Origin of the sequence: Bradyrhizobium sp. 23 (assembly GCF_023073295.1) — a bacterium.
Classification (GTDB): Bacteria; Pseudomonadota; Alphaproteobacteria; order Rhizobiales; family Xanthobacteraceae; genus Bradyrhizobium; species Bradyrhizobium canariense_D.
Map to the genome: position 1 here is coordinate 27,833 of NZ_JADPJF010000132.1, position 26,200 is coordinate 54,032.

General features: G+C 61.7%; 30 protein-coding genes and 2 pseudogenes. 19 read left to right on the forward strand and 13 right to left on the reverse strand.

Translation table 11 applies throughout. The features are described 5' to 3' along the window. A pseudogene (locus tag IVB32_RS31560) lies at nt 1–218 on the reverse strand (polysaccharide export protein); the annotation flags it as partial. Nucleotides 219–490: 272 nt separating this feature from the next. Here IVB32_RS31560 and IVB32_RS31565 point away from each other — a divergent pair. The 3 genes from IVB32_RS31565 to IVB32_RS31575 all read left to right on the forward strand — a co-directional run bounded on the left by IVB32_RS31565 (nt 491) and on the right by IVB32_RS31575 (nt 2,794). After that, complete coding sequence (locus IVB32_RS31565) at nt 491–1,018, forward strand: hypothetical protein (RefSeq protein WP_018456109.1); 528 nt, start codon at nt 491–493, stop codon at nt 1,016–1,018. A gap of 74 nt (nt 1,019–1,092) precedes the next feature. After that, on the forward strand, nt 1,093–1,368 hold the full coding sequence (locus IVB32_RS31570; protein WP_018456110.1) for a hypothetical protein: 276 nt from the start codon (nt 1,093–1,095) through the stop codon (nt 1,366–1,368). A 145-nt stretch (nt 1,369–1,513) separates the two neighbouring features. Next, the gene (locus IVB32_RS31575; protein ID WP_085359809.1) at nt 1,514–2,794 is read left to right on the forward strand and encodes a hypothetical protein; all 1,281 of its coding nucleotides are present in this window, start codon (nt 1,514–1,516) and stop codon (nt 2,792–2,794) included. 10 nt (nt 2,795–2,804) lie between these two features. On the opposite strand, the gene IVB32_RS31580 is transcribed toward IVB32_RS31575, so the two are convergent. After that, the gene (locus tag IVB32_RS31580) at nt 2,805–3,428 is read right to left on the reverse strand and encodes a transglutaminase-like cysteine peptidase (protein WP_085359807.1); all 624 of its coding nucleotides are present in this window, start codon (nt 3,426–3,428) and stop codon (nt 2,805–2,807) included. Between the two features lie 192 nt (nt 3,429–3,620). Between IVB32_RS31580 and IVB32_RS31585 the strand changes: the two genes are divergently transcribed. Both IVB32_RS31585 and IVB32_RS31590 read left to right on the forward strand, forming a co-directional pair. Continuing rightward, nucleotides 3,621–4,358, forward strand: coding sequence for a metallophosphoesterase family protein (locus tag IVB32_RS31585; protein WP_085359805.1), 738 nt, complete (start codon nt 3,621–3,623; stop codon nt 4,356–4,358). A gap of 183 nt (nt 4,359–4,541) precedes the next feature. After that, a complete protein-coding gene (locus IVB32_RS31590) occupies nt 4,542–5,081 on the forward strand; it encodes a hypothetical protein (protein ID WP_231188850.1) in 540 nt (179 codons plus the stop codon). Between the two features lie 41 nt (nt 5,082–5,122). Here IVB32_RS31590 and IVB32_RS31595 read toward each other — a convergent pair whose 3' ends face one another. Beyond that, nucleotides 5,123–5,572, reverse strand: a complete 450-nt coding sequence (locus tag IVB32_RS31595; protein ID WP_247363721.1) for a hypothetical protein — start codon at nt 5,570–5,572, stop codon at nt 5,123–5,125. Nucleotides 5,573–5,714: 142 nt separating this feature from the next. Between IVB32_RS31595 and IVB32_RS31600 the strand changes: the two genes are divergently transcribed. Further along, nucleotides 5,715–6,107, forward strand: coding sequence for a hypothetical protein (locus IVB32_RS31600; protein ID WP_204513756.1), 393 nt, complete (start codon nt 5,715–5,717; stop codon nt 6,105–6,107). Nucleotides 6,108–6,430: 323 nt separating this feature from the next. Here IVB32_RS31600 and IVB32_RS31605 read toward each other — a convergent pair whose 3' ends face one another. Beyond that, complete coding sequence (locus IVB32_RS31605; protein WP_231188852.1) at nt 6,431–6,763, reverse strand: hypothetical protein; 333 nt, start codon at nt 6,761–6,763, stop codon at nt 6,431–6,433. Nucleotides 6,764–6,867: 104 nt separating this feature from the next. Between IVB32_RS31605 and IVB32_RS31610 the strand changes: the two genes are divergently transcribed. Further along, nucleotides 6,868–8,091, forward strand: a complete 1,224-nt coding sequence (locus IVB32_RS31610; protein ID WP_018456118.1) for a hypothetical protein — start codon at nt 6,868–6,870, stop codon at nt 8,089–8,091. A 20-nt stretch (nt 8,092–8,111) separates the two neighbouring features. Here the strand turns inward: IVB32_RS31610 and IVB32_RS31615 are convergent, their stop codons facing one another. The 3 genes from IVB32_RS31615 to IVB32_RS31625 all read right to left on the reverse strand — a co-directional run bounded on the left by IVB32_RS31615 (nt 8,112) and on the right by IVB32_RS31625 (nt 9,324). Next, nucleotides 8,112–8,387 (reverse strand): hypothetical protein, encoded by a 276-nt coding sequence (locus IVB32_RS31615; RefSeq protein ID WP_083926416.1) that lies wholly within the window; start codon nt 8,385–8,387, stop codon nt 8,112–8,114. Nucleotides 8,388–8,590: 203 nt separating this feature from the next. Further along, a complete protein-coding gene (locus IVB32_RS31620; protein ID WP_018456120.1) occupies nt 8,591–9,007 on the reverse strand; it encodes a hypothetical protein in 417 nt (138 codons plus the stop codon). Between the two features lie 41 nt (nt 9,008–9,048). Further along, nucleotides 9,049–9,324 (reverse strand): hypothetical protein, encoded by a 276-nt coding sequence (locus IVB32_RS31625; protein ID WP_018456121.1) that lies wholly within the window; start codon nt 9,322–9,324, stop codon nt 9,049–9,051. Nucleotides 9,325–10,323: 999 nt separating this feature from the next. Here IVB32_RS31625 and IVB32_RS31630 point away from each other — a divergent pair. The 4 genes and pseudogenes from IVB32_RS31630 to IVB32_RS31645 all read left to right on the forward strand — a co-directional run bounded on the left by IVB32_RS31630 (nt 10,324) and on the right by IVB32_RS31645 (nt 13,173). Next, nucleotides 10,324–10,497, forward strand: a complete 174-nt coding sequence (locus IVB32_RS31630) for a hypothetical protein (protein WP_162847250.1) — start codon at nt 10,324–10,326, stop codon at nt 10,495–10,497. A gap of 600 nt (nt 10,498–11,097) precedes the next feature. Next, nucleotides 11,098–11,379, forward strand: a pseudogene (locus IVB32_RS31635) (EAL domain-containing protein); the annotation flags it as partial. A gap of 231 nt (nt 11,380–11,610) precedes the next feature. Beyond that, a complete protein-coding gene (locus tag IVB32_RS31640) occupies nt 11,611–12,687 on the forward strand; it encodes an EAL domain-containing protein (RefSeq protein ID WP_247372585.1) in 1,077 nt (358 codons plus the stop codon). Nucleotides 12,688–12,807: 120 nt separating this feature from the next. Further along, entirely contained in the window at nt 12,808–13,173 is a 366-nt protein-coding gene (locus IVB32_RS31645; protein ID WP_204513754.1) for a VanZ family protein, read from the forward strand. Between the two features lie 44 nt (nt 13,174–13,217). Here the strand turns inward: IVB32_RS31645 and IVB32_RS31650 are convergent, their stop codons facing one another. Together IVB32_RS31650 and IVB32_RS31655 are read right to left on the reverse strand one after the other, a co-directional pair. Beyond that, entirely contained in the window at nt 13,218–13,616 is a 399-nt protein-coding gene (locus tag IVB32_RS31650; RefSeq protein ID WP_039799634.1) for a CHRD domain-containing protein, read from the reverse strand. Nucleotides 13,617–13,808: 192 nt separating this feature from the next. After that, entirely contained in the window at nt 13,809–14,093 is a 285-nt protein-coding gene (locus tag IVB32_RS31655) for a hypothetical protein (protein ID WP_085384365.1), read from the reverse strand. Between the two features lie 239 nt (nt 14,094–14,332). Here IVB32_RS31655 and IVB32_RS31660 point away from each other — a divergent pair, with 239 nt between their 5' ends. Both IVB32_RS31660 and galE read left to right on the forward strand, forming a co-directional pair. After that, entirely contained in the window at nt 14,333–14,482 is a 150-nt protein-coding gene (locus IVB32_RS31660) for a hypothetical protein (protein WP_240543981.1), read from the forward strand. Between the two features lie 6 nt (nt 14,483–14,488). After that, nucleotides 14,489–15,481, forward strand: a complete 993-nt coding sequence (gene galE / locus IVB32_RS31665) for a UDP-glucose 4-epimerase GalE (RefSeq protein ID WP_085350033.1) — start codon at nt 14,489–14,491, stop codon at nt 15,479–15,481. A 40-nt stretch (nt 15,482–15,521) separates the two neighbouring features. Here the strand turns inward: galE and IVB32_RS31670 are convergent, their stop codons facing one another. Then, complete coding sequence (locus IVB32_RS31670; protein WP_247372539.1) at nt 15,522–15,980, reverse strand: hypothetical protein; 459 nt, start codon at nt 15,978–15,980, stop codon at nt 15,522–15,524. A 588-nt stretch (nt 15,981–16,568) separates the two neighbouring features. Here IVB32_RS31670 and IVB32_RS31675 point away from each other — a divergent pair. Further along, nucleotides 16,569–17,240 (forward strand): hypothetical protein, encoded by a 672-nt coding sequence (locus tag IVB32_RS31675; protein WP_085384366.1) that lies wholly within the window; start codon nt 16,569–16,571, stop codon nt 17,238–17,240. An 18-nt stretch (nt 17,241–17,258) separates the two neighbouring features. Then, on the forward strand, nt 17,259–19,400 hold the full coding sequence (locus IVB32_RS31680; protein ID WP_085384367.1) for an adenylate/guanylate cyclase domain-containing protein: 2,142 nt from the start codon (nt 17,259–17,261) through the stop codon (nt 19,398–19,400). Between the two features lie 35 nt (nt 19,401–19,435). Here the strand turns inward: IVB32_RS31680 and pobA are convergent, their stop codons facing one another. Beyond that, complete coding sequence (pobA, locus tag IVB32_RS31685; RefSeq protein ID WP_085350037.1) at nt 19,436–20,608, reverse strand: 4-hydroxybenzoate 3-monooxygenase; 1,173 nt, start codon at nt 20,606–20,608, stop codon at nt 19,436–19,438. A 48-nt stretch (nt 20,609–20,656) separates the two neighbouring features. On the opposite strand from pobA, the gene IVB32_RS31690 reads away from it, so the two are divergent. Beyond that, nucleotides 20,657–21,562 (forward strand): helix-turn-helix domain-containing protein, encoded by a 906-nt coding sequence (locus tag IVB32_RS31690; protein WP_085359783.1) that lies wholly within the window; start codon nt 20,657–20,659, stop codon nt 21,560–21,562. Nucleotides 21,563–21,922: 360 nt separating this feature from the next. Then, entirely contained in the window at nt 21,923–22,534 is a 612-nt protein-coding gene (locus IVB32_RS31695; RefSeq protein WP_085350038.1) for an NYN domain-containing protein, read from the forward strand. A gap of 18 nt (nt 22,535–22,552) precedes the next feature. Here the strand turns inward: IVB32_RS31695 and pcaG are convergent, their stop codons facing one another. Both pcaG and pcaH read right to left on the reverse strand, forming a co-directional pair. After that, on the reverse strand, nt 22,553–23,179 hold the full coding sequence (pcaG, locus tag IVB32_RS31700; RefSeq protein WP_247372536.1) for a protocatechuate 3,4-dioxygenase subunit alpha: 627 nt from the start codon (nt 23,177–23,179) through the stop codon (nt 22,553–22,555). Between the two features lie 4 nt (nt 23,180–23,183). Then, nucleotides 23,184–23,972: a protocatechuate 3,4-dioxygenase subunit beta gene (pcaH, locus tag IVB32_RS31705; RefSeq protein WP_039799636.1), complete on the reverse strand. Its 789-nt coding sequence runs from the start codon at nt 23,970–23,972 to the stop codon at nt 23,184–23,186. 95 nt (nt 23,973–24,067) lie between these two features. Here pcaH and IVB32_RS31710 point away from each other — a divergent pair, with 95 nt between their 5' ends. Then, complete coding sequence (locus IVB32_RS31710) at nt 24,068–25,012, forward strand: LysR family transcriptional regulator (RefSeq protein WP_162496296.1); 945 nt, start codon at nt 24,068–24,070, stop codon at nt 25,010–25,012. Between the two features lie 51 nt (nt 25,013–25,063). Continuing rightward, on the forward strand, nt 25,064–26,200 hold a 1,137-nt coding region (locus IVB32_RS31715; RefSeq protein WP_247412640.1), incomplete at its 3' end, for a nicotinate phosphoribosyltransferase.

A 26,200-nucleotide genomic window follows, 5' to 3' on the forward strand; every position in this document is an offset into this window, starting at 1 on the left:
ACCCCGGCCAGCCCCTTGGGCTCATGGGTGTGCAGGATCTTCACCGTGGCTGGATTGAGCGGCACCAGCGCATAGGCCGGTGCATTCTCAGTCTGGATCTTGTTGTTAACGTCATCCGTTAACGGTCCGGAGCCTGGATTGGTGGAGCAGGCGCCAAGCGCCAGTGCCACGGCCAAAAACACGGGCTTGAATAAATAGGTCTTAGCAAAGGAATGCATCAACGCGGCCCCAATCGTCCCAATTACCTCAAAGTGGTACGGGCTAGCGGACGGCGCGACAAGGGTTCCAGGCCGAAACCGATGGTTAATGGCGCAATGAATCCGCCGGTGTTGCGCCCGCGCCACTACTTCGGAACCCCGCTAACCCTTTGTGACTGTTTGTTGTAATTCGTGTGCCTGATCGGTAGGCAACCGCTCAACCGATGGGCGAGGCGTTCTCACACCCGCGTATGTCTGGTATTGCTCCGGCCGTCTCATGAGGAGTTCCGGCGTTGCTCTTGTCGATTCTTTCCCTTGCGCTGACAGGATGGTTGCTCGCCGGACCGGGATACGACCCCCCGGGGCGCCCCTTTATTGAGATCGCAGGCCCATCCTCCTCGATTTGGAAATTCGCCCGCACCCAAGGCCCCAAAGAGGGCGAGAGCTTCGCTTCCATTTCCAAGACAGCCGAGACGATGCAGTCTGACCCGGAGTTCGCCGGCCTGATCGTCCGCTGCGCTCCCAAAGGCAAGATCGACGTGTTGGTGGCCTTGATCCGCCCCTTCCCGCCACGGAGCCGCCCCAAGGTCACGATCGCCTCCGCTACGGGGGGCACCGTGACGGTCGAAGCCAGCATGGCAGCGGCCGGGGCCGCAGTCCTGTTACCGGACGAGGTCTCAGCCTTTGCCGCCGGAAAGTGGCAGACGACGCCCTCGCTTTCCGTGGTGGTGAAGGAAAGCGACAGCGAGATCAAAGGCGTGGTGGCCCTGAACGGGCTCCGCGAAGCCTATAACTCGCTGCAGGCAAGTTGCGGCCAATAGACAAAATTTAGCCATACGACTTAAGGGTCTTTTTAGGGTGCGGAACCTAAGGTCCGGAGCACGGAGTGTTTCGGATGACCGAGCTTTTGATCTTCAGCTTTCTGGTGGGCGCAGTTCTGGGCCAGCGTTTTCGCGTCCTGGTGCTCCTGCCGCTGACCTTCGTCATGCTGCTCGCTGCGATCCCGGTCGGCTGGATCGCCAATCTGGGCTTTCTTGACGGCCTGAAGGGCGTCGTGTTCGCGGCCATCGCGCTCCAAGCCGGTTATCTCTTTGGCTCGGCCACCCGCTTTGCTCTCGCCGCTGGTCGTGCCGCTCGCGTGTTTGCCCGGCCGCTCAAGACCGCCCGCTGACCTCTGTGGCCGCCTGACCCCCCGCAGGCGACGCTCCGTTGATGTGAGGTGGGGCTGGGAGCTGTTGGCTGCAGAGCTCTGTTTGAAAACCAGCCTCCGGCTTGTATGGTGACTGACCCTTTCAGGATTCCTTCCAGGCGCACGTTTGTCCTTCGCTTATTTTGCCCTCATCGTTTGCCTTGTTTCTGCATCCGCTCTCGACATTGCCGGCGCCAAATTCGGCGTACAGCTCGGGATGACGGCTACGGCCCTGGGGCTATTTGCAGCGGTCTTCAGCGCACGAAAGGCCGACTACGAGCACTATCTGCGTGCCACGGTCTGGGGCCGTTGGATCCTGATCGGCATTCCCCTTTGTATCGCGGCTCAGCTGGTGCCGCTGTGGCTGAGTTGGGCGCATCCGATCTGGGCGAGCAGCCACGATGCTCTGGCTGGCCTGTCGCTTGGGCCAGTGACGGCGGATCTCGGCCTCACCCTGAATGCGCTGTTTCAAGCCCTCGCAGCGATCTCGTTGCTCAGCGTGACCATCGTCGTGGTCCGTGACCGCAGCCGTGCCGAACTGGTGCTGTTCGTGCTGAGCGGGGTAACAGCGGTGTCGGCTCTGACCTTGGATTTGCGTCCGTTCTCATCCGCCCTTGCAACCGCCGTTCCTTCCGACCTGGCGACAACGATGGCCGGTCTTGGCGTCATGCTTAATATAGCCGTCATGCAGCTGGCCGCCGAGCGGGCCGAAACGCGCCACTCGGTCGTTCGATCGGTCGCCATCGGCCTTTGCGGCCTTGTGGGCGCTCTGGCCAGCGCGGTCGCGGTTTTTGGCTTGTCGGGGACGAACAGCGCGATCGCCGCGGCCTTTGGCCTCGTGTTGATGTTGCTGATCCTTGTCATTCGAAGGATCGACCTATCCCCGTTGGCCGCAGGCGCGCTGTCCTTAGCCGCGCTGGTCGGAGCGATCATTGTCCTGAGCTTCTTGTTCGAAAAGAATGCAGGGCCGATTCTTTTGCGGCTCGTCGCGGAGGTGGGGGCCGAAACCAGAGCCGCGCTGGAGCGAATGTTGGCCGACACCAGGTGGTTCGGTGCGGGGGCAGGCACCTTTTCTGCCGTTGGCAGGATCTACCAAAGCGATTCCGGCGCGGCTTTGATGGCGCCCTCGACGGCTTTTGCCATCTTCGCGGATACCGGATGGATCGGTTTTTCCGCCGCGCTGCTGGCGGGCATGTTGGCTTTGGGCCGCTTGTTTTTGGGGGCTTTGCAGCGCGGCCGCGACTCGTTCTTCCCTGCGGCGGCCGCGGCCTGCCTTGTCTTCGCGCTGGTTGAGGGCTTCGCCGGTTCAGGACTGCTGCATCCGGCAGCAATCCTTTGCCTGTCAACGATCATGGGACTCGGCTTGTCCCAAAGCATCACCCAGTCCCCACGCGGCACGGGTCATTAGTCGTTCGTCGTTAGACGTCGCGATCAGCCAGTGACGCCCAGTAGGTCGGGTTCTTGGGCATTTGGATGCGGACCCACCGATAGGACTTTTTCGACCAGGGCAGGATGTGCCCGGTGAGGTTATCCAGCACGAGATCGCCGGCGAACGTGCGCACCACGACCACAAGATGATGCTCACCCCAGGTCGTCACGACCTCGCTGAGCAACACCGATCGCGCCGGGAAGCCCTTGGCAATCAGATCGTGGCGTTTTGTCACGGCGTAGTCGTTGCAGTCGCCGCTGGTGGGATGCAGCAGCCACTTCTCGCCGCGCAGCCCCTCCAAATTAGGCTCGGGTCGGATCGCGCTGTTGACCCGCCGATTGACCTCCTGAAGCTGGGCCATGCGCTCGGCCGTGAGCTTGAGACGTCCGCCCCTGAACACGATTTGCTGCGGTCGCGGCTTACACTCGCCCTCGTACTTCAGGCAAAAGAGCGTGAAAGCCATCGGCGCCAGGGTCGGCTGGTCGAACTTGATGTACTGGATGGCGCCGCGCAACGCCGACGGCGCACCGACAAAGGCGGCCTCGGCCTTGTGTTGAGCCGCCCCAGCCAACAGAGCGGCGGCAATCGCCAGGAACTTTAAAGTCTTGCGCATGTCGCGCTCCCCATTTCTTGTTGGGGAAACGCTACGGGACACGTCTTGAAATCCGGCTCAAAAGCCGAGCGATCCTTTAATCAAAACCGCTGCGACTCCGTCAGAAACAATTAAGAATACCGATGCGTAACTTGTTCTGCTATGAGCGACCATGCCCTCCATTCATGACGCCAGACCCGATTCGACCAGCTGATGGGCCTTTCCAAGCGTTTTCGTAAGAACGTCAAGCCGCGGCTCCCCGACGGCGTGAGGATCTATGCCATCGGCGATGTGCATGGACGCGCCGACCTGCTTCAGTCGCTCTTAACTGTCATCGACGCCGACCTTGCCCGCTCCGCTCCCGAACGAGCGATTCAGGTCTTTCTTGGCGACTACGTCGACAGGGGCCCGGACTCGCGCGCTGTGATTGATCTCCTGATCGAGCGCTCGAAGTCGCATGAGACAGTGTGCCTCAAGGGCAATCACGAGGTGTTCCTGCTCGAGGTCCTCAAGGACCCGGCGCGCCTGGAGGAATGGCGTCGCTACGGAGGCCTGCTGACCCTTGTTTCATACGGCATCAACCCGACGATGAATCCGACGCCGGAGCAGCAGATTGAATTGATCGAAGGGTTGAGGCAGGCGCTTCCGCGGGAGCATCTTTCGTTTCTTCAGCAGCTCCGCCCGTCCTTCGCGTGTGGCGACTTCTTCTTTGTGCACGCCGGCGTCAAGCCGGGCGTAGCCCTGGAACGTCAGAAGGAGGAGGATCTGCTCTGGATCCGCGAGGAATTCCTCGAGTCCGAAAGACGCTTCGGCAAATATATCGTCCACGGCCATACCCCGGTCAGCGTCCCGGATATCCGCTCAAACCGGATCAATATCGACACCGGCGCTTACGCGACCGGCAACTTGACCTTGCTCACGATCCAGGGCGATAGTCTGCTCGCAATTTAGGACTTTTGCAGAGTTGCTGGCCAACTCCTGCGCCCTTCCACACGGGCATCGAAATTCATCATGAGCCGCATGACCTTGCTTCGCATCATTGGCGCCTGCATCGCAGTGATGTTGCTGCTTTACGCAGCATTGGGGTTTTACGGCGATCTCACGCGGTCGAACTTTCGGGCGAGCGATTTGTTCTTGGGCGAGTTTCCGCCCGAGAAGGTCAACGTAGCCGCTTCGGGCGTTCTGGCGCCCCTTTCATTCGACGGCGACTTGCTGGCGAATTATGCGGCGGCCAAAGCCGCGGATTTTCTTCACCGTCCTGCAGCCGATGTGAACAGCAGGGCCGCCGAGAACAAGGCTGCCCAGGATGCCGTTGTTGCGGCTCTGAAAGTATCGCCCATCCGGCCCGCGCTTTGGCTGACGCTCGGCACGCTGAAGACGCAGGCGGGTGAGCTGGCGACGCCTGCAGTGAAAATGTCTTACCTGGCCGGCGCGGTGCCGATCGCCGTCGCCTTCGCACGGCTCCAAACCGTCACATCGAACGCGGCAGCAGCCGACGAAGAGATCAAGCTGCTGGCGCAATCGGACGTCCGCGCGGCGCTTGCCAACCGCTCTCGCTACGAGCAGCTCCTGATCGCTGCCTACCTGCAGGCCACGCCGCAAGGCAAGTCGCTGCTTCTGGAGACCACGCAGGGGACCGATCCCAAGTTCAATCAGATTTTGCGGCGGTACTGAAGTTCGAGCGCGAGTTAGCCTGCTGGCTTGCAGTCAATTTTTCAGCGCGTCGCTTTTGGTGCGATCGGCACGAAATCCCGCTCACGGCGCGGTTGATCCGGTCGCCCCTGGTAGACGAACATGCCCTTCTTGGTCGAGACGATGTCGCCGCGCTGCAGGCTGTCGTCGTTGAGGAGGCGTTCGGTCGCGACAAGGTCCGGATCCTCCGGGACCGGTTTATAGAGCTCTGGATGGTCCCGCCGCTCGCGCGAGAGCTCCTTGGCTCGTCGCCGCGCATCTTCGATACGCTGACGCCACTCGTCACGGCTGACTTCCGGCTCGCTTGGTGGAAGATAGTCGCTGACCGAGGGCTCCGGTTCGGTCTGCGCAAAACACGAGGGCGGATTGGCGAGACCGAAGTCGATTGCACCGGCAACGGTCAGGACCACTCCGGCCAGCTGCCCAAGCCGCCTGGCATGAGCTAGAAAGGTGTGAGGTCGCGCGGTTGGCACGCTGTAACTCCAGGGCAGAGCGAGAAGAACGAGCAAGGGCCGGAAACTTCTCGTCCATTCCCTTCAATCTATACGTTTGCCGATTGCACGAAAGCCAAATCGCGGGCAAGCTTCGTGCTTTAGCTCGCGAGGATATTGACCAGTGGTCCGCAACGTTACTTTCCTGGTTCTGGTGATCTTTTTAGGCACTCACTTTGCGACAGCAGGCCAGATCGAATACCCGCAAGTGATCCATACGCAATACGAAGCCGTCGATCAGAAGACCGGGGGTCACTTCGTGCTGTGGTCGGAGCGGGAAAAGATCTTCTATGGCCTGGACCAGAAGCTTTTCCCGGGAGCTCGGTTTGTCGACATCACCCAGGTAACCCCAAGCGTGGGTTCGATCACACTGACCTATGTCGAGGTGCGGACCGTCAGCAGCACGACGTCGGACTATCTGTATCTGGCAGGAAATGTCCGCTTTCGCGTCAGTGGGATGGCGCTCAAATCCAGCAACTTCCCCGCCGGCGGCGGAATGACACCCAACGTACAGTAGCCAGACTAACGCCTGCTCGACCCACTAGTCCGCGTTCTGTTGCCGTAATAGGGGCGCGCGCGCCCTCCACTGACCAGAGGCGGCTGAATCTGGCTCGGAATATTCCGCGTAGCCGTGCTCGGCGCGGGCTGCGAGGGATTGACGATAATTACATTTCGATCGGGGGTCGATGGATCATTGACCCCCTGGGCCCGAGCGCTGAGGGCCCACGTGCTTGCCGTCACAAGAAGCGTAAACGCGGTCAGGACTAATCGTTTCATAAGATGTCTCCCAAGCGAGAACATCGGGAGGCGATCACCGTTCCTTCACGGTTGCTTGGGTCGTCATTGCCGAGGCACGGCGATCAACTTGCCGTCTCTCCAGACCCCCTGAGCCGCCATCCCGCTCGGCAGCTTGCCCGGCGCCAGGTTTCGGGTGGCTGTGGGTCGTGAGGCGCTCTGGGCCGTTTGGGTTTTCTTCGTAGGGGTGGTCACGATGCTGGTGCTCGTCAAATTGGCTTTGTCCTTGGTCCCTTGTGCAAAAGAAGGTTGCACCAGGAGAGCCACAAACGTGAGTGCTATGAAACCGTCGCGCATGATCAAAATACCGGAAAGAGGAGCTCGTCGAACTGTCACAGCTTTCTGCCCAAAAGCAAGCCCCCGAAGCTGTTCGACCATGGGCTCTTGCAAGGCTGGCGATCAGAGCGGCTTTCGCCGAGATAGGATTTTGACGCGGAAAAGCCTAGCGAAAGAGCCTGTTCCGGGTTACTTGATCGGCCTTGATGACCGACCCCAGCGACACCGCCGCCGGCGCGCCAAATATGCACGCGATCAAGGCCGGGTTTGTGCGTCTCCTGTCCGGGCGGATTCGCGACATATCCAGCGACCCCCGGCAGATCCGCGAAATCGTATACGAGCTGGCTCGCATCAAGCTTCTGGAACAATTAACGCATGGCGACGCACGGGAGTCCCGCGAGCTCCAGCAAGTGCTTGAGCGCGCCATCCGGGAGGTTGAGCTTTCATTTGACCGTAGCGAGCGCGACGCGCTGTCCAAAGCGCCGGAGTTGGCGCTAGACGTCGCTTCGCATCAGTCGCCACCCAGTCCCCCGGCTCCTCAGCCCGTTCCGCATCTGGCGCCCGTTCCGCCCTCGCCGCCCGTCCCGAAGCCTGCGGAAACAGGGCGCGGTTCTGTCGCACCGCCAAGCCCGCCCGACCAATCTCGGCGAAGCGGCATCCTCAACTCCCTCATCCGATTAGCCGCCATCCTGGTCGTCATTGCCGGTGCCAGCGCGGCGGTTACTTATTGGCCGCGGTTGAGGACACAATCCCTCGCATTGTGGCAGTCCGCGACGCTGTCCAAGCGCACCTCCACAAGCCCCGAGCCTCACCCCACCGGGGCTGTGACTCCATCGAGCGGTGAGAGCGTCGAACGGACACCGGATCAACCGAAGGAGCCGGTGACGCCTGCGCAACCCTCGATGCCGTTGCCAACGACCTTCGGCGTCTACGCCCTGAGCCAGGGCCAGCTCCAGGAGCTCAAGCCGGTCCCCGGGAAGATTCCGGATCGTCGTGTCGCGATCTCAGCAGCAATCACCACACCGAGCGCGACGACCCTGACAAGCGGAGATGTCAGCTTCATTGTTTTCAGGCCCGACGGTGGTGTCGATGCAACCGGGACCGAGGTTCGAGTAGTCGCAAAAGTCTCCCGAGCGATGGGCGTCGATGCAACCGGGAAAGCGGCCATGGTCTCTGCCGGCGACACCTGGGTCATCCGCAGCATGTCCTTCCCTTACAAAGTAGGTCCGGTCGAGGATCAGCCGAGAATGCTATCGCTGCAGCCGGAGCAGGACGGCTTTACGCTTTCGCCGGGTCGCTACGTCGTGGTCGTCAAAGGTATGGGCTATGACTTCACGGTGGCCGGGACGCCGACTGATCCCAACCAATGCGTCGAACGCATCAATGCAACGAACGGCGCATTCTACTCCCCCTGCCCGCCGCGACGCTAAAGTGGCGCGACGCGTTCCGTTTATTTCTTGGCCTTGGCGTCTTTAGGCGCATCCGCGGGCGCATCATCGACCTTGCCGTTGTTCGTGACGCATTTGCTGAAATAATCGCGCCGCTCCTTGGCTGTCCCTGCGCTGCCGGCAGCGGGATTGCCGATTTGCTTTGGAGGAAAGGCCTTGGCCAAAGCTGCGTCGCATGCACGCGCTACTTCTACAGTGACGGCCGACGCCGTTACTGGCGCGCCAATAGCCAAAACAAATGCCAATCCCATAGACCTTTGCAAATTTCTGGAGATCACCTGGCTCGCTCCTTCAATCCGTCCGAGAACGCTGGACGGGACCATATCAAAACCGGCAGAAGAGCCAAACGGCAAAGCGGCGCCCGAATTGTCCCGTGGCAAAGCTGTTCAGCGAGAGATTATGCTTTTCGGACCGAGATATCCATCGTGCCCAAACCTGCTGCGTTTAGCAGACGGAAGGGTGCCGAGCCAAACCCTCGATCCTAGCTATTGAGCTGCGGCGGCTTCAGGTTCGGAAAGCGCGTGAGCATCGCGGTCCTGATAAACCTCAGATGAGCGATGGTGTTTGCCAATTCCTTGAGCCGCCGCTGGCCGTTGGAGATGTCGGCGGCAAAGAGATCTTGATGATGACTGTCGATCGGCTCCCGTTCGAGATATTCATCGGTGCCGTTTCCGAAAGTGACGGATGCACGCGCGAGTGCGTCATCAACACGTCGTCCGAGGCCGACCTGCTCCCTCTCCGCATCGCGCAATGCCGTATCGATCGCGACCATGACGGCATCGATTCGAACGCGGTCCGTCTCCGCATCGCGCTCGATGGTACGGGCCTTGAAGCCTTTGTCCTCACGGCGGGAGCTGAGAAAATTGTGTGCGCGCGCTCTCAGGAACAGCTGAAACATTTGGGCCATCCCACGTTCGAGATTTGGACCGCTAACATCGGTCAGACATAGTTAACAAAGCTTGAATCTTGTGGCTGCTCCGCCTGGCTTTGTACGATCCACGCCCGCCAGGCTCCTTCGTGTTTCGAATAAAGCTCAAGCCATCGAGCTTCGTGCGCCGCGGCGGCCCCATCGCCCGGACCGATTTGAACCGTCTCTCCCGATGTGATGTCCAGCGCTTCGAACTCCGCCGTTTCCGGAAGCGACAGCCCTATCAGCACCCGCTTCCCTTGCGCATCAACGAAATACCTGCGGGGCGCGTTGTGCCTTTCAGTCATTCGAATGAGCCTCGTCCATGATCCAAGGACCTGGAAGATCTTTCAGGTGTCGATCATAGGCGCGAACGAAAACCATCAAAATAACGATGCAAATTATCGCGCCTAGCAATGCAATCAGATACGTCATTTACGCCTACCCTAACGCGGGGCCACGGAAAAATCGGGGCGGCTAAGCTTCCGCCGTGAATCGAGATGTTCTAGGTGGCATTGGCTAGGCTCTCAAGAATTGCGACAAGTTAACCTAACCGCACATGGTTATTTCGATAATGCTACAGAGATCGCTCGGCAAACAGGCCAGGCGCGAAATACCATCATTAGGAGGGCGACCGACTTCGTCCCGCCCCTGTTGCGGGAGTATAGGGCGCATAGAGACGATATCTTGCCGATCGCTTGCGTGAGCGCCACGCCCTCGCACCATAGCCGCAAGCAAAACCGCCCGCGAAGATCGAACCCAAAATCACAATTGCCAACATTTGAACGTCCCATTTTTTCGGCGCGTTCCTCCCATTGCATTTCATCTTGTCGTTGTGACGACTTCAAGATCGGCACCGCTGAAAGTTTTGCCAGGCGATGACGAAATTTGTGCAAGGAGCTGATTGAAGTTTGGTCGTTGCCGGACAGCCGCGGGCCGGGGAATGACAAAACGTCTCACTGATTGAAGTTGGATCCGGCCGGATGTTAATCGGGGTTCACGCAGTCCATGCAGCCTTCAGAACCGGCGCCCGACAATTCGGCTTCCAGCCATTCAAAGCGCGGTAACGGCCGCCGCTGATCAGCATTGACACCTCCGTGATAGTACGGAGCGACAAAGCCGGATTAGACGCGTTAAGGTTGAGCGGTTAGCTTAATCCGCGTTGTTTGTTGCGAATTCTCACTAATCACTTATCCCATCGTCTCACCGGGCTCCCCCAAGCTCGGCCCCACCCAAGCAAAGCCGTCGAGCGACATGGGTCCGCTTGGCGGCTTTGTCCTTGTCGCGACGAGAGGATGATTTCGGTTATGGCGCGCAAGCCCTGGTCGTTCAAGGAAGACCGCCGGCTGATGGAGTTGGCTAAGTCTTCGGCTTCATTGGAGGAGGCGGCGAAACAGCTCGGACGATCGCCCGATGCGATCAAGCGCATGGCCCTGCGCCTTGGTCTTTCGTTGAAAACGAAGGCGAGAAAAAAGGCCTAAGCGAGCGTGCGGCGGCGTTCCGCCAACGACGTCATGATGGCCGCGGGCGCGCGATCGCCGGTTCTGACGAAGAACGAATGCGTCGTGTTGCTGATCGGAGTAGAGCAAGGACCTCAAGGCAAGGTGAGGTCGCCGTCCGCCCCGAAGGCTCGACTCCGGCTACATGAAATAGATGCGCTCTAGCCCGGTTCGCCAGGGAACCGAACCAGCGCGCTCGCGTTGACTCCAACTCCATCGCGAGGTCTGGCCGTGGCCCATCTTGCCATTTCCGTCATTCTGGTCTGGTTGGCTATCAATATCGCCTTCGTGGTCTTGCGCTTGCGAGCCACCCGGCCACAGCATGGTGGCAGCCCTCGGCAGGCTTCCATCGCGCCCTACAATCCCGCACCCGCTTCCCTCCGCCATCGAATGGGCCGCCAGAACTTGGGAGCGGAAGGTTAAGTAGCATTTTCGATAGGGTCCCCCGGTCCGGGGGCAGACGGGTCCCTCGCCTGCCCACCCCCAAAGGCCGGTTCCACATGCCTCGCCCGCGCATTAAACCCTATCTTAGCGCGTCCTGATTAGGATCGGCCGACGCTTCCCTCTGTTCCGCCGGGCCGAATGAGATTGCAGCGACCGACTTTCGTATTTGCGGCGTTCGTGCTCGAGAGCACGGCCGCGTTCGGCGTGGCTGGCCACTTTGCGGCAACTTCGTTCATTCGGTACCAGCAGGCCCACCAGCTCGACGAATTGACCGAGGTGGTTCTGCGTCGCGCCGAATTTGCGGTCGACTTTGCCGGCGCGAGCCTGGGCGAACTCGCGCGGCGCGATCTTGCCGATTGTGGGCCCGCGACGCTGCAGGCGATCCGGCTCCACGTCTACCAACGTTCCGCGATCAAGGATGTGCGCCTCGTCAACCCGGATGGCTCGGTGATCTGCTCGGCCTATTCCGAAACGCTGGAATTCGACAAGGGATGGATCGACCGCCGCGATATGCTTCCCTCCCACGACAAGAGCCTTTCGCTCTTCCGTGTCGAGCAATTCGGCGGCGATGCTCTGGGCGTGCTCAAAGACATCAACGGCAATGCCGCATTGGTCGCCATTCTTGGCGTCAACGCCAGCCTGTTCGACATCATGCCCGCCGAGTTGCGCGCCCACAGCGAAGTGATCCTCGCGTTGAGCAACGGCGAGAAACTTGGCGAATTCCTGCTCGATCCCGACAAAGCCTTGCAGGCCCCGATCGAGCTCGACAAAAATTCAGCTCGATTCCCACTCCATGCGACCATTCGCCTCGAACGCGGCATCCTCTCGACGTGGAACAACGAGGCTTACTGGCCGACGCTGGCCGTAGCATTTGCAATCGGCGCCCTTTTCGGCGGGCTTTTCGCGCGGAGCCGCCGCATGGAAGGGCCCGTTGCCGATCTCGACCGCGGGCTGGCCGCGAACGAATTCAAGCCGTACTACCAGCCCATCTTCGAGCTCAAGACCGGTCGGATCAAAGGCTGCGAGGTGTTGGCTCGGTGGCTCCTCAAAGACGGATCGGTCGTGCCTCCGATGAACTTCATCCCGCTCGCGGAATCCAGCGGCCGCATCCAGGTCATGACCTGGCAGATCCTGCGATCAGCGCTGTCGGATCTGCAGCCGCTGTTGAAAGCGAACAAGGATTTTAAGCTCTCCCTCAACGTCGTACCAAAGCATCTCTTGAGTGCGGGCTTCATTGAAACGCTCCGCCGCACGGTCATGGCGGCGCAAGTCTCCGCGCGCCAGATCGTCATCGAGGTGACCGAGCGCGACGAGCTCGACGACCTCGCACGCGCCGCAGCCGTGGTCAGCGAATTGCGGGACTGCGGGTTTCGCGTCGCCATCGATGACGTCGGCGTCGGTCATAGCGGGCTATCCCGGCTCAAGGGCCTGGGCGCCAATACAATCAAGATCGACAAATTTTTCGTCGACACGATCACCGTGGACGCATCGACTGCCACGATCGTGGAGATGCTGGTCGCACTTGCGAAGGACCTCCAAATGACGGTGGTCGCGGAAGGCATCGAGACGGAGGAGCAGGTCCGGGCGCTTATTTCATCCGGCGTAGAGGAGGGGCAGGGCTATCTGGTCTCCGCCCCACTGCCCTTCCCTCGATTCAACGAGTTGGTCGAGTCACGCTGCTTGGCGCAGAGCGCTAAATTGCCGACCGACGCGGCGTTGGTGGCCTGAAAGGATTGAGCCGTTAACCCGGGACGGCAAACGCGCCGCGCCGCGCCCCTTGCTCAATCAGCCTTAACGATACTCTCATCTTTCAACGCGGCCTGGCTCCGGTCCGGCTATGGTCGTTCAATGCGCCGCAACCACCTTATCGCAGCCGCAGGCGTCTGCTTCGCGCTCATCGTCTATGCCACGCTTGCGAGACTGGCGGGGAGACCCGTGCTTATTGGCCATCACGACGCTTATTGGGTCGTCGTGATCGAGCGCTTCAGCGCCTACGGGTTGCTGGGATTTCTCTTGTCCTTCCTGTTGCCCGGTCGGCTCACCCTCGCATGCTCGCTTGTCGTGGCGGTCGCAATGGGGCTGGAAATTCTGCAAGCAATGACGCCCGATCGTGATCCGGGTTTCCTGGACGTGCTGCAAAAAGCAGCAGGCGGGACCGTCGGGGTCCTCCTCGCTCAAACAATCCTGGCCTTCTTACCGAGGCCGCCCTCCTGAGCAGATGCATGGCCTGCACGTCTGCATCGGGGAAGTGACCGTCCTTATTTTATCATTTGTCCGCGTAGTTCACCGCCCGGGTTCGCGGCCGTATGAATGTTGGCATACCATTTCCCAGCCAGCAGGTCCGCAGCCTGAGCTTCGGTGAGCGTTGCGCTCCCCTGAATCGGGCTTTGGACCGTCTTGAACGGCAGCACGATGCCGGCGTTCTTGCCGGCCTCCACGGGGCCATGGAAATGTGCCCCCATGGCTGGCCCGGTCAAGCCGGCGAAGCTGACTGTGTAGGTCAGGGTTTTCGCCTCCGTATCGTAGGTCGCCTCGGCCTTGCCTGTTCCAGGCGAGTTGTTCGGAGGCACTTCATTGCTGCCTTTTAAATCGGCCTGCAACTTCACGAGCTCTGCATTTGCCGTTGCGGCTGTCATGATGATCAGCGCACCCAGCATCGCCGCTGCCAACAGTGTCGCGTAGCCTCGATCGCTGTCGTTCCTCATGGCATTCTCCTGCTCTACGGCCCGCTGCGGTTGAACCCCGGCCAGCAATGAAAATTCCGGATGGAGATTTATGCCTGATTCGGAACAACTATCGCGAGAATCTCGGCTCCTTATACCCGGAGCCTGATGGATTGCGTGCGGGAGCTAAGCCGAGCGGCGCCGGCCCAGGAACTGGTTCGGCGTCAGGAGTTCTGCCATCTGCCGATGGGTGGCCTGGAGCGCCTCGATGGCGCCGTCCAGATCAAAATCGGCGTCCCGGACAGAGGCGAAATATTTGGCCGTCAGCGCCAGATCGAGCTTGACGCGGGTTGCGCCGTCGCGGCTTTTGCGGCGGTCAAGTGACAAATGGATGGCCCGCATTCGTGCCTCGGCAGACGTGCAGCCGCTAAGCTCGGCGAGTTCGTCATAGGTCATCCAGATCTGTGCCATGTTTCAGTCACTCCTTTACTCGCCATCAGCTTAATTTTGGTTCTTAAAGCTTCGGTTGCCGCGATGCGCGCGCCCACCGTTTCGCAGCGATAGGGTCAATGCGAGCTAAACGAAGAAGGACGATCGTGCCGAGCCGCCGGTGGGTTGCATACAGCGAAGATCAATCTATGCTCACCAGATCGATCAACTATTGAACTGAGGCAATCGCATTGGGACAGGTCACTTCGGAAGCCCTCTCCTTGATTGATGTCGTCTCCCGTGGCGCCACGCGGCATGTCCTCGCCTTCCGCAAACGTCCCGCATGGCTGACGCTTGCGGTGCTCGTGCCGGGTGCCGATTTGGTGCTGGCCGCGGACGCATGGATGATCGTTGATTTCACCTCGAGGTAAGCAGACATGACCGACCGACCGACTGTCCTCGTTACGGGAGGCGCGGGCTATATCGGCTCGCATGCCTGTCGCGCCCTGACCGCCGCCGGCTATCAGCCCGTCGTTTATGACAATCTGTCGACAGGTCATCGCGGCTTCGTCGCCGGCCCGCTGGTAACAGGCGATCTGCTCGACGGCGCCACGCTGGCGCGCGCCTTCGCCGAGCACAAAATCACGGCGGTCATGCATTTCGCGGCGGCGAGTCTCGTCGGCGAGTCCATGACCGACCCGCAAAAGTACTACATCAACAATGTGCAGGGCACGCTGTCGCTATTGCAGGCGATGCGCAATGCGGGCTGCCATCGTATCGTGTTCTCCTCGACCGGCGCCGTCTACGGCAATGCCGATTCCAAGGAACTGCCGGAAGACTTCCCCTGCGCGCCGATCAACCCCTATGGCGCATCGAAGTGGATGATCGAGCGCATGCTCGCCGATTACCGCGCCGCTTACGGCTTCGGCGCGTTCTGCCTGCGCTATTTCAATGCCAGCGGCGCCGATCCTGCCGGCGGCATCGGCGAATTGCGTGACAATGAAACCCATCTCATTCCGCGCGCCATGATGGCATTACAGGGCCATGTCGATTTTGCCGTGTTCGGTCAAGACTACGACACGCCCGATGGCACCGCGATCCGCGACTACATCCACGTCACCGACCTCGCCGCAGCGCATGTCGCGGCGCTGAAGCTGCTGGAACAAGGGCATGCCGGCGGCAGCTTCAATCTAGGCACCGGCTCCGGCTTTTCGGTACGGGAGATCCTGACCGCCATCAGGCAGGAGACCGGGCGCGAGGTGCCCCACACCGTCAAACCGCGCCGCGCCGGCGATCCCACCTATCTGGTCGCCGATCCCTCCGCAGCGCGAAAAGCGCTGAATTTCGTGCCGCGATATTCGGATCTGCCGACTGTAATCCGCACCGCCTGGGCCTGGCACCAGAGGGCTCATCCGCTTAAGCAGCTCTGACAACATCCTCGAAGTCGATCAGGCGGGATAAGACGTGGCCTTATGGTCTATTCCGTTCTGAGCCGAGCGATCCCGGCGCAAACGGATGGCGCGATCGCGAACGGCCGTCGAGCCCCTTGGGCAGCTTGTCGGCGTTGAGCTTCACGACCGCACCTCGGGCGTCAACGGCCTGCACCTCGTCCTGGCTGTAGATGAGCGTCGCCTCGAAGGTCACATCGGGGGCCTGCTCGGCCGTTCCGGAACAGGTCGCCATCGCACCGCTGCACACGCCCGAGAGCTTGACCTCGACCTCGTCGAGCCCGAACACGGTCGGCGGCCCCTCGGCATGACGCCGCGTGGTCAGAACCGCCGTGAAGCGCTGCTCGTCAATTCGGTAAGAGCCTCCATAAGTGAAGAAGCTGTCGCTGCCGGAGATTCGTCCCTCCGCCAGATGCACGACGCCCGTGCCCTGACCGCGCGGGGTCCTGAACCAGGCCGCATATTTGCCGTCTCTCAGCATGAAAACATCCACCGTAAAACTCCAACGTATTTGCAACCAACTCTGGGGCGCGACAATGACCCGCGCGGGGAGCATTCCGCCACGGTTAACGCCCTGCAAAATCAACTCGTCAATTTGACGCCGAGGCGCAGCGACGCGGGCGCATGCTTCCCGTGCGGCGGGCAAGAAAGCTGGAGCTGGACCTCGTTGCATACCGCGCTAAAAACGATCGGCGTGCCGACCTCGTTTGCAGCACGCATATAACCGCTATCAACTCCAGCCAGCTCGTGACAGCTAGCCTGTCACGCGGGAGGAAGTGGTCGAGATCGCCGCCGGTCAGCAGGCGACGCCGTATCAGAAGACCGAGGCTACGTTCGCGCCCATCATAGATATGGAGAGCCACCCGGTTGAGGCCGTCCCAGCCGATTGAAATTATCCATCCAACTTGCCGGCGCACTGTCTTCTCGGGTCGCCGGCTTGAACCTCTTCCTGATAGAGTGCACCAATATCAAAGAGTGATTCCGGTCACACTTGCCTGGGCGTTTCGCTGCTAAGCATCGGGCCTGGATGGGGACCGGCAAATATTGGTCGAATTGGATGAGAATTGCCATGAAAAGCCTGATCGGCGCTGTTGTCGGCACATGCTGTCTTGCTGCTCCGGCTTTGGCGGAGAGCCCGACCGCCATCGTCGAGGACGTGCAAGGCAAGGTCGACGGTGTCGCGTTCATGGATTATGTGGTGCCGGGCAAGATCATCAAGCTGGGGCCCAAGGCAACCATTACGCTCAGCTATCTCAAATCGTGCCAGCGCGAGACCATCAGCGAAGGCGTCGTCATGGTCGGCACCGAGCAGAGCACCGTGCAACTCGGCGAGGTCAAGCGGGAAAAGGTCCCCTGCGATACCAACGCGGCAAAACTGTCGGAGCGCGAGGCGAACCAGAGTGCCGCGACGACCTTCCGCACCATGCGGTCGGACGCCAAGGGCAGCGCTCCGGCCAAGCTGCCGACGCTCTACGGTGTCGCGCCGTTGGTGCAGGCCAAGAGCGGCAGCACCCTGGTGATCGAGCGCACCGATGGCAAGGAGCCCACGATCAGCGTGCCGCTCAAGAGCGAGACCATGGTCGGAGGCAAGTTCTATGACTTCGCCAAGGCCGGGAAGTCGCTGACGCCGGGCGGCAGCTATCTCGCCATCCTCGGCACCAAGCGTTACGCCTTCCAGGTCGATCCCAGCGCCACGTCGTCGCCGACGCCGATCGTGGGACGCCTGCTGCGGCTCGAATAGGCAGCTAGCGACGGGGCGATGCGGCGGATCGGCAGACGGGACATCGTTGCAGCGATCCTGATTGCGCTTCTTGCAGGCGCCGTCGTCACGTCTCCGCCGTTCCAGACGCTGCAGGGCCTGTCGCTCGACGTCCTCACGGCACTGCGCGGCAAGCTCGTCGGCGACCACCGCGATCCCGCGACATCACCGGTCGTCGTCGTGGCCATCGACGGCGAGACCTACGACACTCCGCCGTTCCAGGGGTCGCCGACGCTGACCTGGACGCGCGAGATCGCCCGGGTGCTCGGCAGCATTGCCGACGGCGGCGCCAAGGTGATCGGTTTCGATGTCATCTTTCCGAGCTCGATCGAGCGGTCGGAGATTCCCTTTGGCGATGCGCCGCTTGGCGCGCGACTGAAGGGATTCGACCGAGACTATCTCATCGCCTTGCGGAAACTCTCTAGTGACGGCAAGCTGGTGCTGGGCGAGGTCCTCAGCAGCGATCATCCGGACCGCGCACAGCAATTGGCTGTGGGGAATAACGTCCGCGGCCTCAACGTCTATACCGACACCGACCATGTAATCCGGCGAATGCCGCTGAGTTTTCCTGTCGGCGACATGCGAGCTTCCGCAATGGCCGTCGAACTCGCCACCCGCGCGCTCGGCGCAAAACCGCAGACCGCGCCTTCTGGCGTGACTGCTTTGTCCGGCTATACGATCCCGAGCGCGGTGCCGAACACGCTAACGCTCAATTTCCGAGGGCTCGGCCGCGACGTGCCGACATATTCGTTCGCAGACCTGCACGCCTGCGTCGAGAAGAACGACCGCGACTTCTTCCGCCGCGCCTTCGGTGGCAAGATTGTGGTGCTCGGCACGATCCTCAATGTCGATGACCGCAAGATCACCTCGATGCGTCTTTCCGGCGGCTATGACGGAACGCCGGCCGCAAGATGCGCCCTGCCCGCACCGGCAACCACCGAACAAAAAGCCCGCAGCGACATCGCCGGTGTCTTCGTGCATGCCAACGCGGTGCGAAATCTGATCGAACGCGATGCGGTGACCGAGCTCGGCTTTCCACTGCGGAGCATTCTCACCATCGTGTTCGCAGCGATCGTGGCCTGCGCGGCCTGCGTGCTCGCACCGGGTGGCGCACTGATCGCATGGTTCGGCCTCACCGCGGTATACGCCGCTGTGGCTGTCGGTGCATTCGTCCATGCCTTGGCGCTGCCGCTGACGGAGCCGGCACTCGCAAGCCTTGCCGCGCTCGCGATGATGATCGGCTACCGTTTCGTGCTGGCCGATCGCGACGAGCGTTTCCTGCGCAGGAGCTTTGCGTTCTATCTCGCCCCCGAAGTGATCGACACCATGGTTGCCTCCGGCAAGATGCCGGCGCTCGGCGGCGAAATGCGCAACGTCACCATGTTCTTCTCCGACCTGAGTGGCTTCTCCTCCATCGCCGAGACGATGACGCCGGGCGAACTGGTGACGCTGATGAACGAATATCTGTCGGCCATGACCGACATCATCGAGAGCCATGGCGGCTATGTCGACAAATATATCGGCGATTCCATTGTCGCCATGTTCGGCGCGCCCGCCGACGATCCCGCGCATGCGCGCCACGCCGTCCATGCCGCGCTGAAATGTCACGCAAAACTGGCGGAGCTCAACGCCGGCAGCGCCGCTTTCGCCGGCCGCGGCCTGTCGCACCGCATCGGGCTCAACAGCGGCGAGGCTGTCGTCGGCAATATCGGCTCCCGCCGCCGCTTCAACTACACCGTGATGAGCGACACCGTGAACGTCGCCTCGCGGCTCGAAGGCGCCAACAAATATTATGGCACCGCAATCATGGCTTCAGAAATGACTGTCGCGCAGACAGGCAATACTTTCACCTGGCGCGAGCTCGACGCCATCAAAGTGATAGGACGCGGCGAGGCGATCAAGGTGTTCGAGCCCCTCGCGGAGAAGGGCACGGAGAGTGCCGGGCAGACGAAGGTTGCCGCCGCGTATGCGGAAGGGCTGGCGTGCTGGCGGGCAAGGGAGTTTGCGAAGGCGGCTGATGCGTTCGGGCGAATGGCGGAAATGGATCCGGCGTCAGCGCTTTTTGGCAAGCGCGCGACTGCGCTCGCTACAAATCCACCGGGGTCGGATTGGACGCCGGTGAACATCCTAGAAGGAAAGTAGCGCAGCGTCCCACCGCTTTTCGGGTCCACTCCCCGCTAGAACGGCAACCCCACGTAATTCTCCGCCAGCAGACGCTGCGCCGTCTCGGACGACAGCAGATACTCCAGCTCCGTCTGCTGAAGCCTCTCTTCATACTCGGAACGGTCGGGGAAGCGATGCAGCAGCATCGTCATCCACCACGAAAAGCGTTGCGCCTTCCAGATCCGCGCCAGCGCCTTGGCGGAATAGCCCTGGAGCCCGGAATCATCGCCGTTCTGATAATGCGCGAGCATGGCGTGGTAGAGATAATAGATGTCGGAGCCGGCGCTGTTCAGCCCGCGCGCGCCGGTCGGCGGCACGATGTGGGCGGCATCGCCGGCGAGAAACAGGCGGCCGTAGCTCATCGGCTCGGCGACGAAGCTGCGCAACGGCGCGATGCTCTTCTCGATGGACGACCCCGTGATCAGGCGGTCGCCGACCTCGTGCGGCAAACGGCGCTTCAGCTCGGCCCAGAACGCATCGTCGCTCCAGTCCTCCACCTTGTCGGTGAGCGGCACCTGGACGTAGTAGCGGCTCAGCACTTGCGACCGCAAGGAACACAGCGCGAAGCCGCGCTCGTGCTTCACATAGATCAGCTCCGGCGACACCGGTTTCGTGCGCGACAGCACGCCGAGCCAACCGAACGGATAGATCTTCTCGTATTCCCGCAGCACGTCCTTCGGGATCGACTTCCTGCTGACGCCGTGAAAGCCGTCAGCGCCGACGATATAGTCGCAATCGACTCGGACGGTTTCGGCATTCGAACGATAGGTCACGTACGGCTGGTCCGAGGTCAGGTCATGCGGCGTCACGTCCTCGGCATTGTGCACGACGTTGCCGCCAAGGCGGTCGCGCGCCTCGTAGAGGTCGCGCGTCAGCTCGGTCTGGCCGTAGACCAGCACCGAATTGCCGCCGGAATGCTTGTGGAGGTCGATCTGGGAGAGCACCCCGTCATGGGCGATCTCGAATCCCTTGTGGATCTCGCCCTCGCGGTCCATCCGCTCGCCGCACTGTGCCTCGCGCATCAGCCTGGCGAAGCCGTGCTCGAGCACGCCGGCACGGATCCGGGCAAGCACGTGGTCGCGGCTGTACTTTTCCAGCACGACCGTGTCGATGCCCTTGAGGTGCAGGAGCTGGGACAACAGCAGCCCGGACGGCCCGCCGCCGATGATACAGACCTGGACTTTCATTTTTGCGTCCTCCTCGGCACTTTCTTGCAGATTCAGCGCCGCTGACGGATGGAGGCTTTCGTCTTTGTCTTGTACTATTCGAACATGAGAAACCCAGCCCCCGCCCCGGCAATCCGGGTCTACAATTTGTTCGGCGAATCCGGTGATCTGCCCGATGTCGTGCATTGCGAGACGATAGCGTCGCGCTCGGTGCTGCACGATTGGACGCTCGCCGTGCACCGCCATGCCCGGCTGCACCAGGTGCTGCTGATCGAGCGCGGCGGCGGCGAAGCGACGCTCGACGGGCGCGTGGTGCAGCTGAAGCCGATGCAAATCGTCAACGTGCCCGTCGGCCACGTCCACGGCTTCCGTTTCGTGCCTGATACCCAGGGCTGGGTGCTGACCATCGCCGCGGAAATATTGGACGAAGCGCTGCTCGCCTCCGAAGGGCTGCGAGGTGCCTTGTCGCGCTCGGCCGTGATACGCGGCACGCCGCAGATTCGGACCACCATGAAGCAGATCTTTGCCGAACACGCCGCGCGCGATTTCGGCCGAGCGCATGTGCTGCGTGCACTTTCGGCGGCCATGATCGGGCTGGTGGCCCGCGCGCTCACCGGCGAGAGCGGTGGCAACGGCACGGCTGAAAGCGGACTATTCCGCCGCTTCGAGGCGCTGCTGGAACAGCATCATCTGGAACGCTGGAGCGTTGCGGACTATGCGAGCGCGCTGTCGATCACGCCGACCCATCTCAACCGTGTGACCCGGGCAGCAACCGGCGACACCGCCTCGCACCTGATCCTCAACCGGCTGATCCGCGAGGCGCGGCGCAACCTCGTCTACACCAATTTACCGGTCTCGACGATCGCCTATGCGCTTGGCTTCGAGGACCCCGCCTATTTCAGCCGGGTCTACGCCGCCGCCACGGGCGTGTCACCGCGGGCCTTTCGTGCCCAGCTTCATGGCGATGAAGGCTGACACACCGGCCGATCGATCAGCCGCGCCTGTGGTCGAAGGCCACGCTGGGAACCGCAATGGCCTTTGTTGCCAGCGCTGCCACTTAACCTTCGTATATGGGGCCCTATCCTTTGGATAGGCGCCCTTTACCTCAGTACAATTGAGTAGGGAATGCGCGCGCCTTAGCCTGGCTGCATTCGGCGCCCTGGCGCCGGTGGCATTGTATCCTCCCTAACCTGGGCGCAAGACGGCCGCCCCTGTCCGGTCGTCTGCGCTTCTTTTTCGGCAAGCCATCGGTGCCTTCAATGTTTTTCCGGCCGACACACCGCCCCCGGCGGTTGGACCGGCCACCTTTCGCGTACAACTGGAGATTTGTGCATAATGTCTTCGATTGAGAAGATCGCACTCTTTATCGATGGCTCCAATCTCCATGCCACCTCCAAGGCGCTCGGCTTCGACATCGACTACAGGCGACTGCTCGGCGAATTCCAAAGCCGAGGTGCGCTGTTGCGGGCCTTCTACTACACGACCGTCGTCGAGGATCAGGAGTATTCGTCAATCCGTCCGCTGATCGATTGGCTCGACTATAACGGATACACCGTCGTCACGAAACTCACGAAGGAATTCGTCGACGCCATCACCGGCCGCCGCAAGGTGAAGGGCAGCATGGATGTCGACCTCGCCGTAAATGCGATGGAGCTCGCCGAGCACGTCGATCAGATCGTGTTGTTCTCGGGCGATGGGAATTTTCGTTCGCTGGTGGAAGCCCTGCAACGCCTCGGTGTCCGCGTGACGGTCGTCTCCACACTCTCCACTCAGCCGGCCATGGTCGCTGACGAGCTGCGCCGACAGGCGGACATATTCATCGATTTGGCAGAACTGAAACCAAAAGTGGGGCGCGATCCGGCCAATAGGCCGGGATCGCGCGAGATGCGTCAGTCACCGCAATTCCACGCGCGCGTAGTGATCGATCGCAGTGACCAGGTGGAGTGAACCTTCGGGCGGCGGCTCTCAGACGTCGAAGAACATCGTCTCCTCCGGCCCCTGCAAATTGATCGTGAAAGCATACACGATCTTGGCGCCACGCTCGCTGCGCTTTGCGATCAACGTCGAACGTCGCACCGGCTGCTCGATCAGGCTGAGCACGGGGTCGGCGGCGTTCGCAGTCTCTTCATCGGAGAAATACAGCCGGGTGTTGAGCCCGATATTGATGCCACGCGCGACGATCCAGATGTTGACGTAAGGCGCGCATTTGCGGCCCGCCTTGTCGGTGATGGCCCCGGGCTTGATGGTCTCGAACGTCACCAGCGCGCTCTCGAAGTCGGAGCCGGCGCGGCCCCAGCCACGAAATTCCTCGTCGAGCGCGCCGGTCGACCGATCGGCCGGATGGTTGTAGCGGCCGGCCGCGTTCGCCTGCCAGATCTCCAACAGCACGTCACGCAGCGGCGTGCCGCTGCCGTCGAACACCTTGCCCTCCAGCGTGATGCGTTCGCCTTGCGTGTTCGGCGTCACCAGCACGTTGGAAAAGTTCTTCTCGAAGATGTCGAAGCCGGCCATCGCCGGGATCAGGCCGATATGGACGTAGGGCCCAGCGGTCTGCGAGGCGGTTTCCTTGAGGTAGTTGAGCGGCTGCGGCATGGACCTAGTTCCCTGCGGTGCGATTTTCAAAGTAAGTGGAGCGCTGGCCGCGCAAGACGATGTCGAAGCGGTAGGCGAGCGAGTCGAACGGGGTCGATGCGTTGAGGTCGAGCGGCGCGATGAGGCGCTCCAGCGCATCCTTGTCCGGGATCGTCGTCAGGATTGGGCAGACCGGGATCAGGGGATCGCCCTCAAAGTACATCTGGGTGATCAGACGCTGTGCAAAGCCCGAGCCGAACACCGAGAAGTGGATGTGAGCGGGACGCCAGCTGTTGACGTAGTTGCGCCAGGGATAGGGTCCCGGCTTCACGGTGCGGAAATAATAGTAGCCGCTGTCGTCGGTCAGCGCGCGGCCGCAACCGCCGAAATTCGGATCGATCGGCGCCAGATACGTGTCCCTCTTGTGCCGGTAGCGGCCGCCGGCATTGGCTTGCCAGAACTCGACCAGCGTGTTCGGCACGCCGCGGCCGGTCTCATCCAGCACGCGGCCGTGGACGATGATGCGTTCGCCGACGGGATCGCCGTCCTTGGCGTAGTTGCGGATCAAATCATTGTCGAGCGGGCCGAGATCGTTGTGCCCGAACACCGGCCCCGTGATCTCCGAGACCGAGTTCTCAAGCGACAGCAACGCCTGGCGCGGCGAGCGCAGCACCGAGGATTTGTAGCCCGGCGCGTGCGCCGGCGGATGCATGGAACGGTCGCGCTGGAAGAAGCCGCCGTCACCGAGCGGCGGCGTGAACGGCTCGGGACGGTTGGGGCGGGATTCCCGCAAGGCTGGCGCCTGGGCATGCATCGGCGTTGTCTCTCCCTCTGGCGCTCCCGTTGGGGCGCACGGCTTATCGGGAGATGATGGCGCCGGCTATTCTCAAGATAAATAGATCGATTATAATGCATTCCATGAATAAAATCGATCATTTGGCGCTCGATGGCCACGCGCTTGAGCTGTTCCTGGCCGTGTTGGAAGAAGGTTCGGTGACGGCGGCCGCAACGCGGCTCGGCCTGACGCAATCCGCGGTCAGCCACGCCCTGAACAAGCTGCGGCGGATCGTCGGCGATCCGCTGTTTGCCAAATCCGGCCGCGGCATTGTGGCCACAGCGCACGCCCAGGCCCTGGCGGCAAAGGCGCGAGCGCTGATCGACGAGATGCGCAGCTTTGCCGGCGGCGTCACGTTCGAGCCGGCGAGCGCGCAGCTTTCGCTGACAATCGCCGCCAATGACTTCCAGCGCGACCTGCTGCTGCCGCGGTTCTTCGATCATGTCGCAGCGCAAGTGACGAGCCTGAACCTGCGCGTGATCCCCTCGCAGTCGCCCTCGCCGGCGATGCTGCGCGAAAACCGCTGCGATCTGCTGATCACGCCGCTGCCGCCATCCGGCGTGGACATCGTGCAGAAGCGCCTGCTGCAAGACCATTACGTTTGTTACTACGACCCCAAAGCGCGCGCGACGCCGGCTACGCGCGGCGCCTATCTCGCGGCGCGTCACGTCACGGTGGTCTACACTGACAATGAGCGGCTCGACTTCGATCGCCGGCTTGCAGCCAACGGCTTCCACCGCGACATCGCGATCTCCGTGCCGAGCTTCTCCGGCGTGCCGTCCTTCCTGCGTGGCTCGCAAATGCTGGCGAGCATGCCGAGCCTGCTGGCGACCGGCGTGATGCATGGCTTCGCCCAGGTGCGGATTCCGCTGGCCTCGCGCACGCGAACCCTGGCTGAGTTGCCGATGTTCATGGTCTGGCACCAGCGCTATCAGAAGGACCCCGCGCATCGCTGGATCAGAAGCCAACTCGAGACCGTGGCGGCGACGGCCTCGCACCCCGCCCCCGCGAAAACCTGATCCCCGTCAAACCCACTGGTTGCGCCGCGGCCGCCACGCTAGAATTCCCCCATGACAGTGACCGACATTGCGAGCCGGACCTACAATCACAGCTGGCGGCTGGATCCCATCATCCGCAGCCTGCTTGATACCGACTTCTACAAGCTATTGATGTTGCAAATGATTCGGGAAGCTTACCCGAATCAGCAGGTGACATTCTCGGTCATCAACCGATCGCGCCATGTCCGGCTCGCCGAAATCATCGACGAGGGCGAGCTGCGCGCCCAGCTCGACCACGCCCGCACCATCCGCTTCACCAAGAAAGAGCTGATCTGGCTTGCCGGTAACACTTTCTACGGCAAGACCCACATGTTCTCGGCGGACTTCATCCGCTGGCTCGCCGAATTCCGGCTGCCCGAATACGAGCTGCGCAAGGTCGAAGGCCAGTACGAGCTGCACTTCCACGGGCCGTGGAGCCATACCACGATGTGGGAAATTCCTGCGCTCGCCATCCTCAACGAATTGCGCTCGCGGGCGGCGATGAAGGGCCGCGGCCGCTTCGAGCTCGACGTGCTCTATGCCCGCGCGAAGGCCAAGCTGTGGACCAAGGTGGAACGCCTGCGCAAGCTGGATGGCCTCCGGCTCTCCGATTTCGGCACCCGTCGCCGCCATGGCTTCCTCTGGCAGCGCTGGTGCGTGGAGGCCGTGAAGGAAGGCCTGGGCCCGTCCTTCATCGGCACCTCCAACGTGCTACTCGCGATGGACAATGATCTCGAAGCCATCGGCACCAACGCCCATGAACTGCCGATGGTCGCGGCTGCGCTGGCCAAGGACGACGAGGAATTGCGCTGGGCGCCCTATCGCATCCTCGACCAGTGGCGCCAGACCTATGGCGGCAACCTCCTGATTGCGCTGCCCGACGCTTTTGGCACCAAGGCTTTCCTGCGCGATGCGCCGGAATGGGTTGCCGACTGGACCGGCTTCCGCCCCGACAGCGCGCCGCCGATTCAAGCCGGCGAGGAGATCATGAAATGGTGGGAGCAGAAGGGCCGCAATCCCAGGGACAAGCTGCTGGTGTTCTCCGACGCGATGGACGTGGGCTCGATCGAGGAGACCTACCACCACTTCGTCGGCCGGGTGCGGCTCTCCTTCGGCTGGGGCACCAATCTCACCAATGATTTCGTCGGCTGCACGCCGGACGGCTCGTTC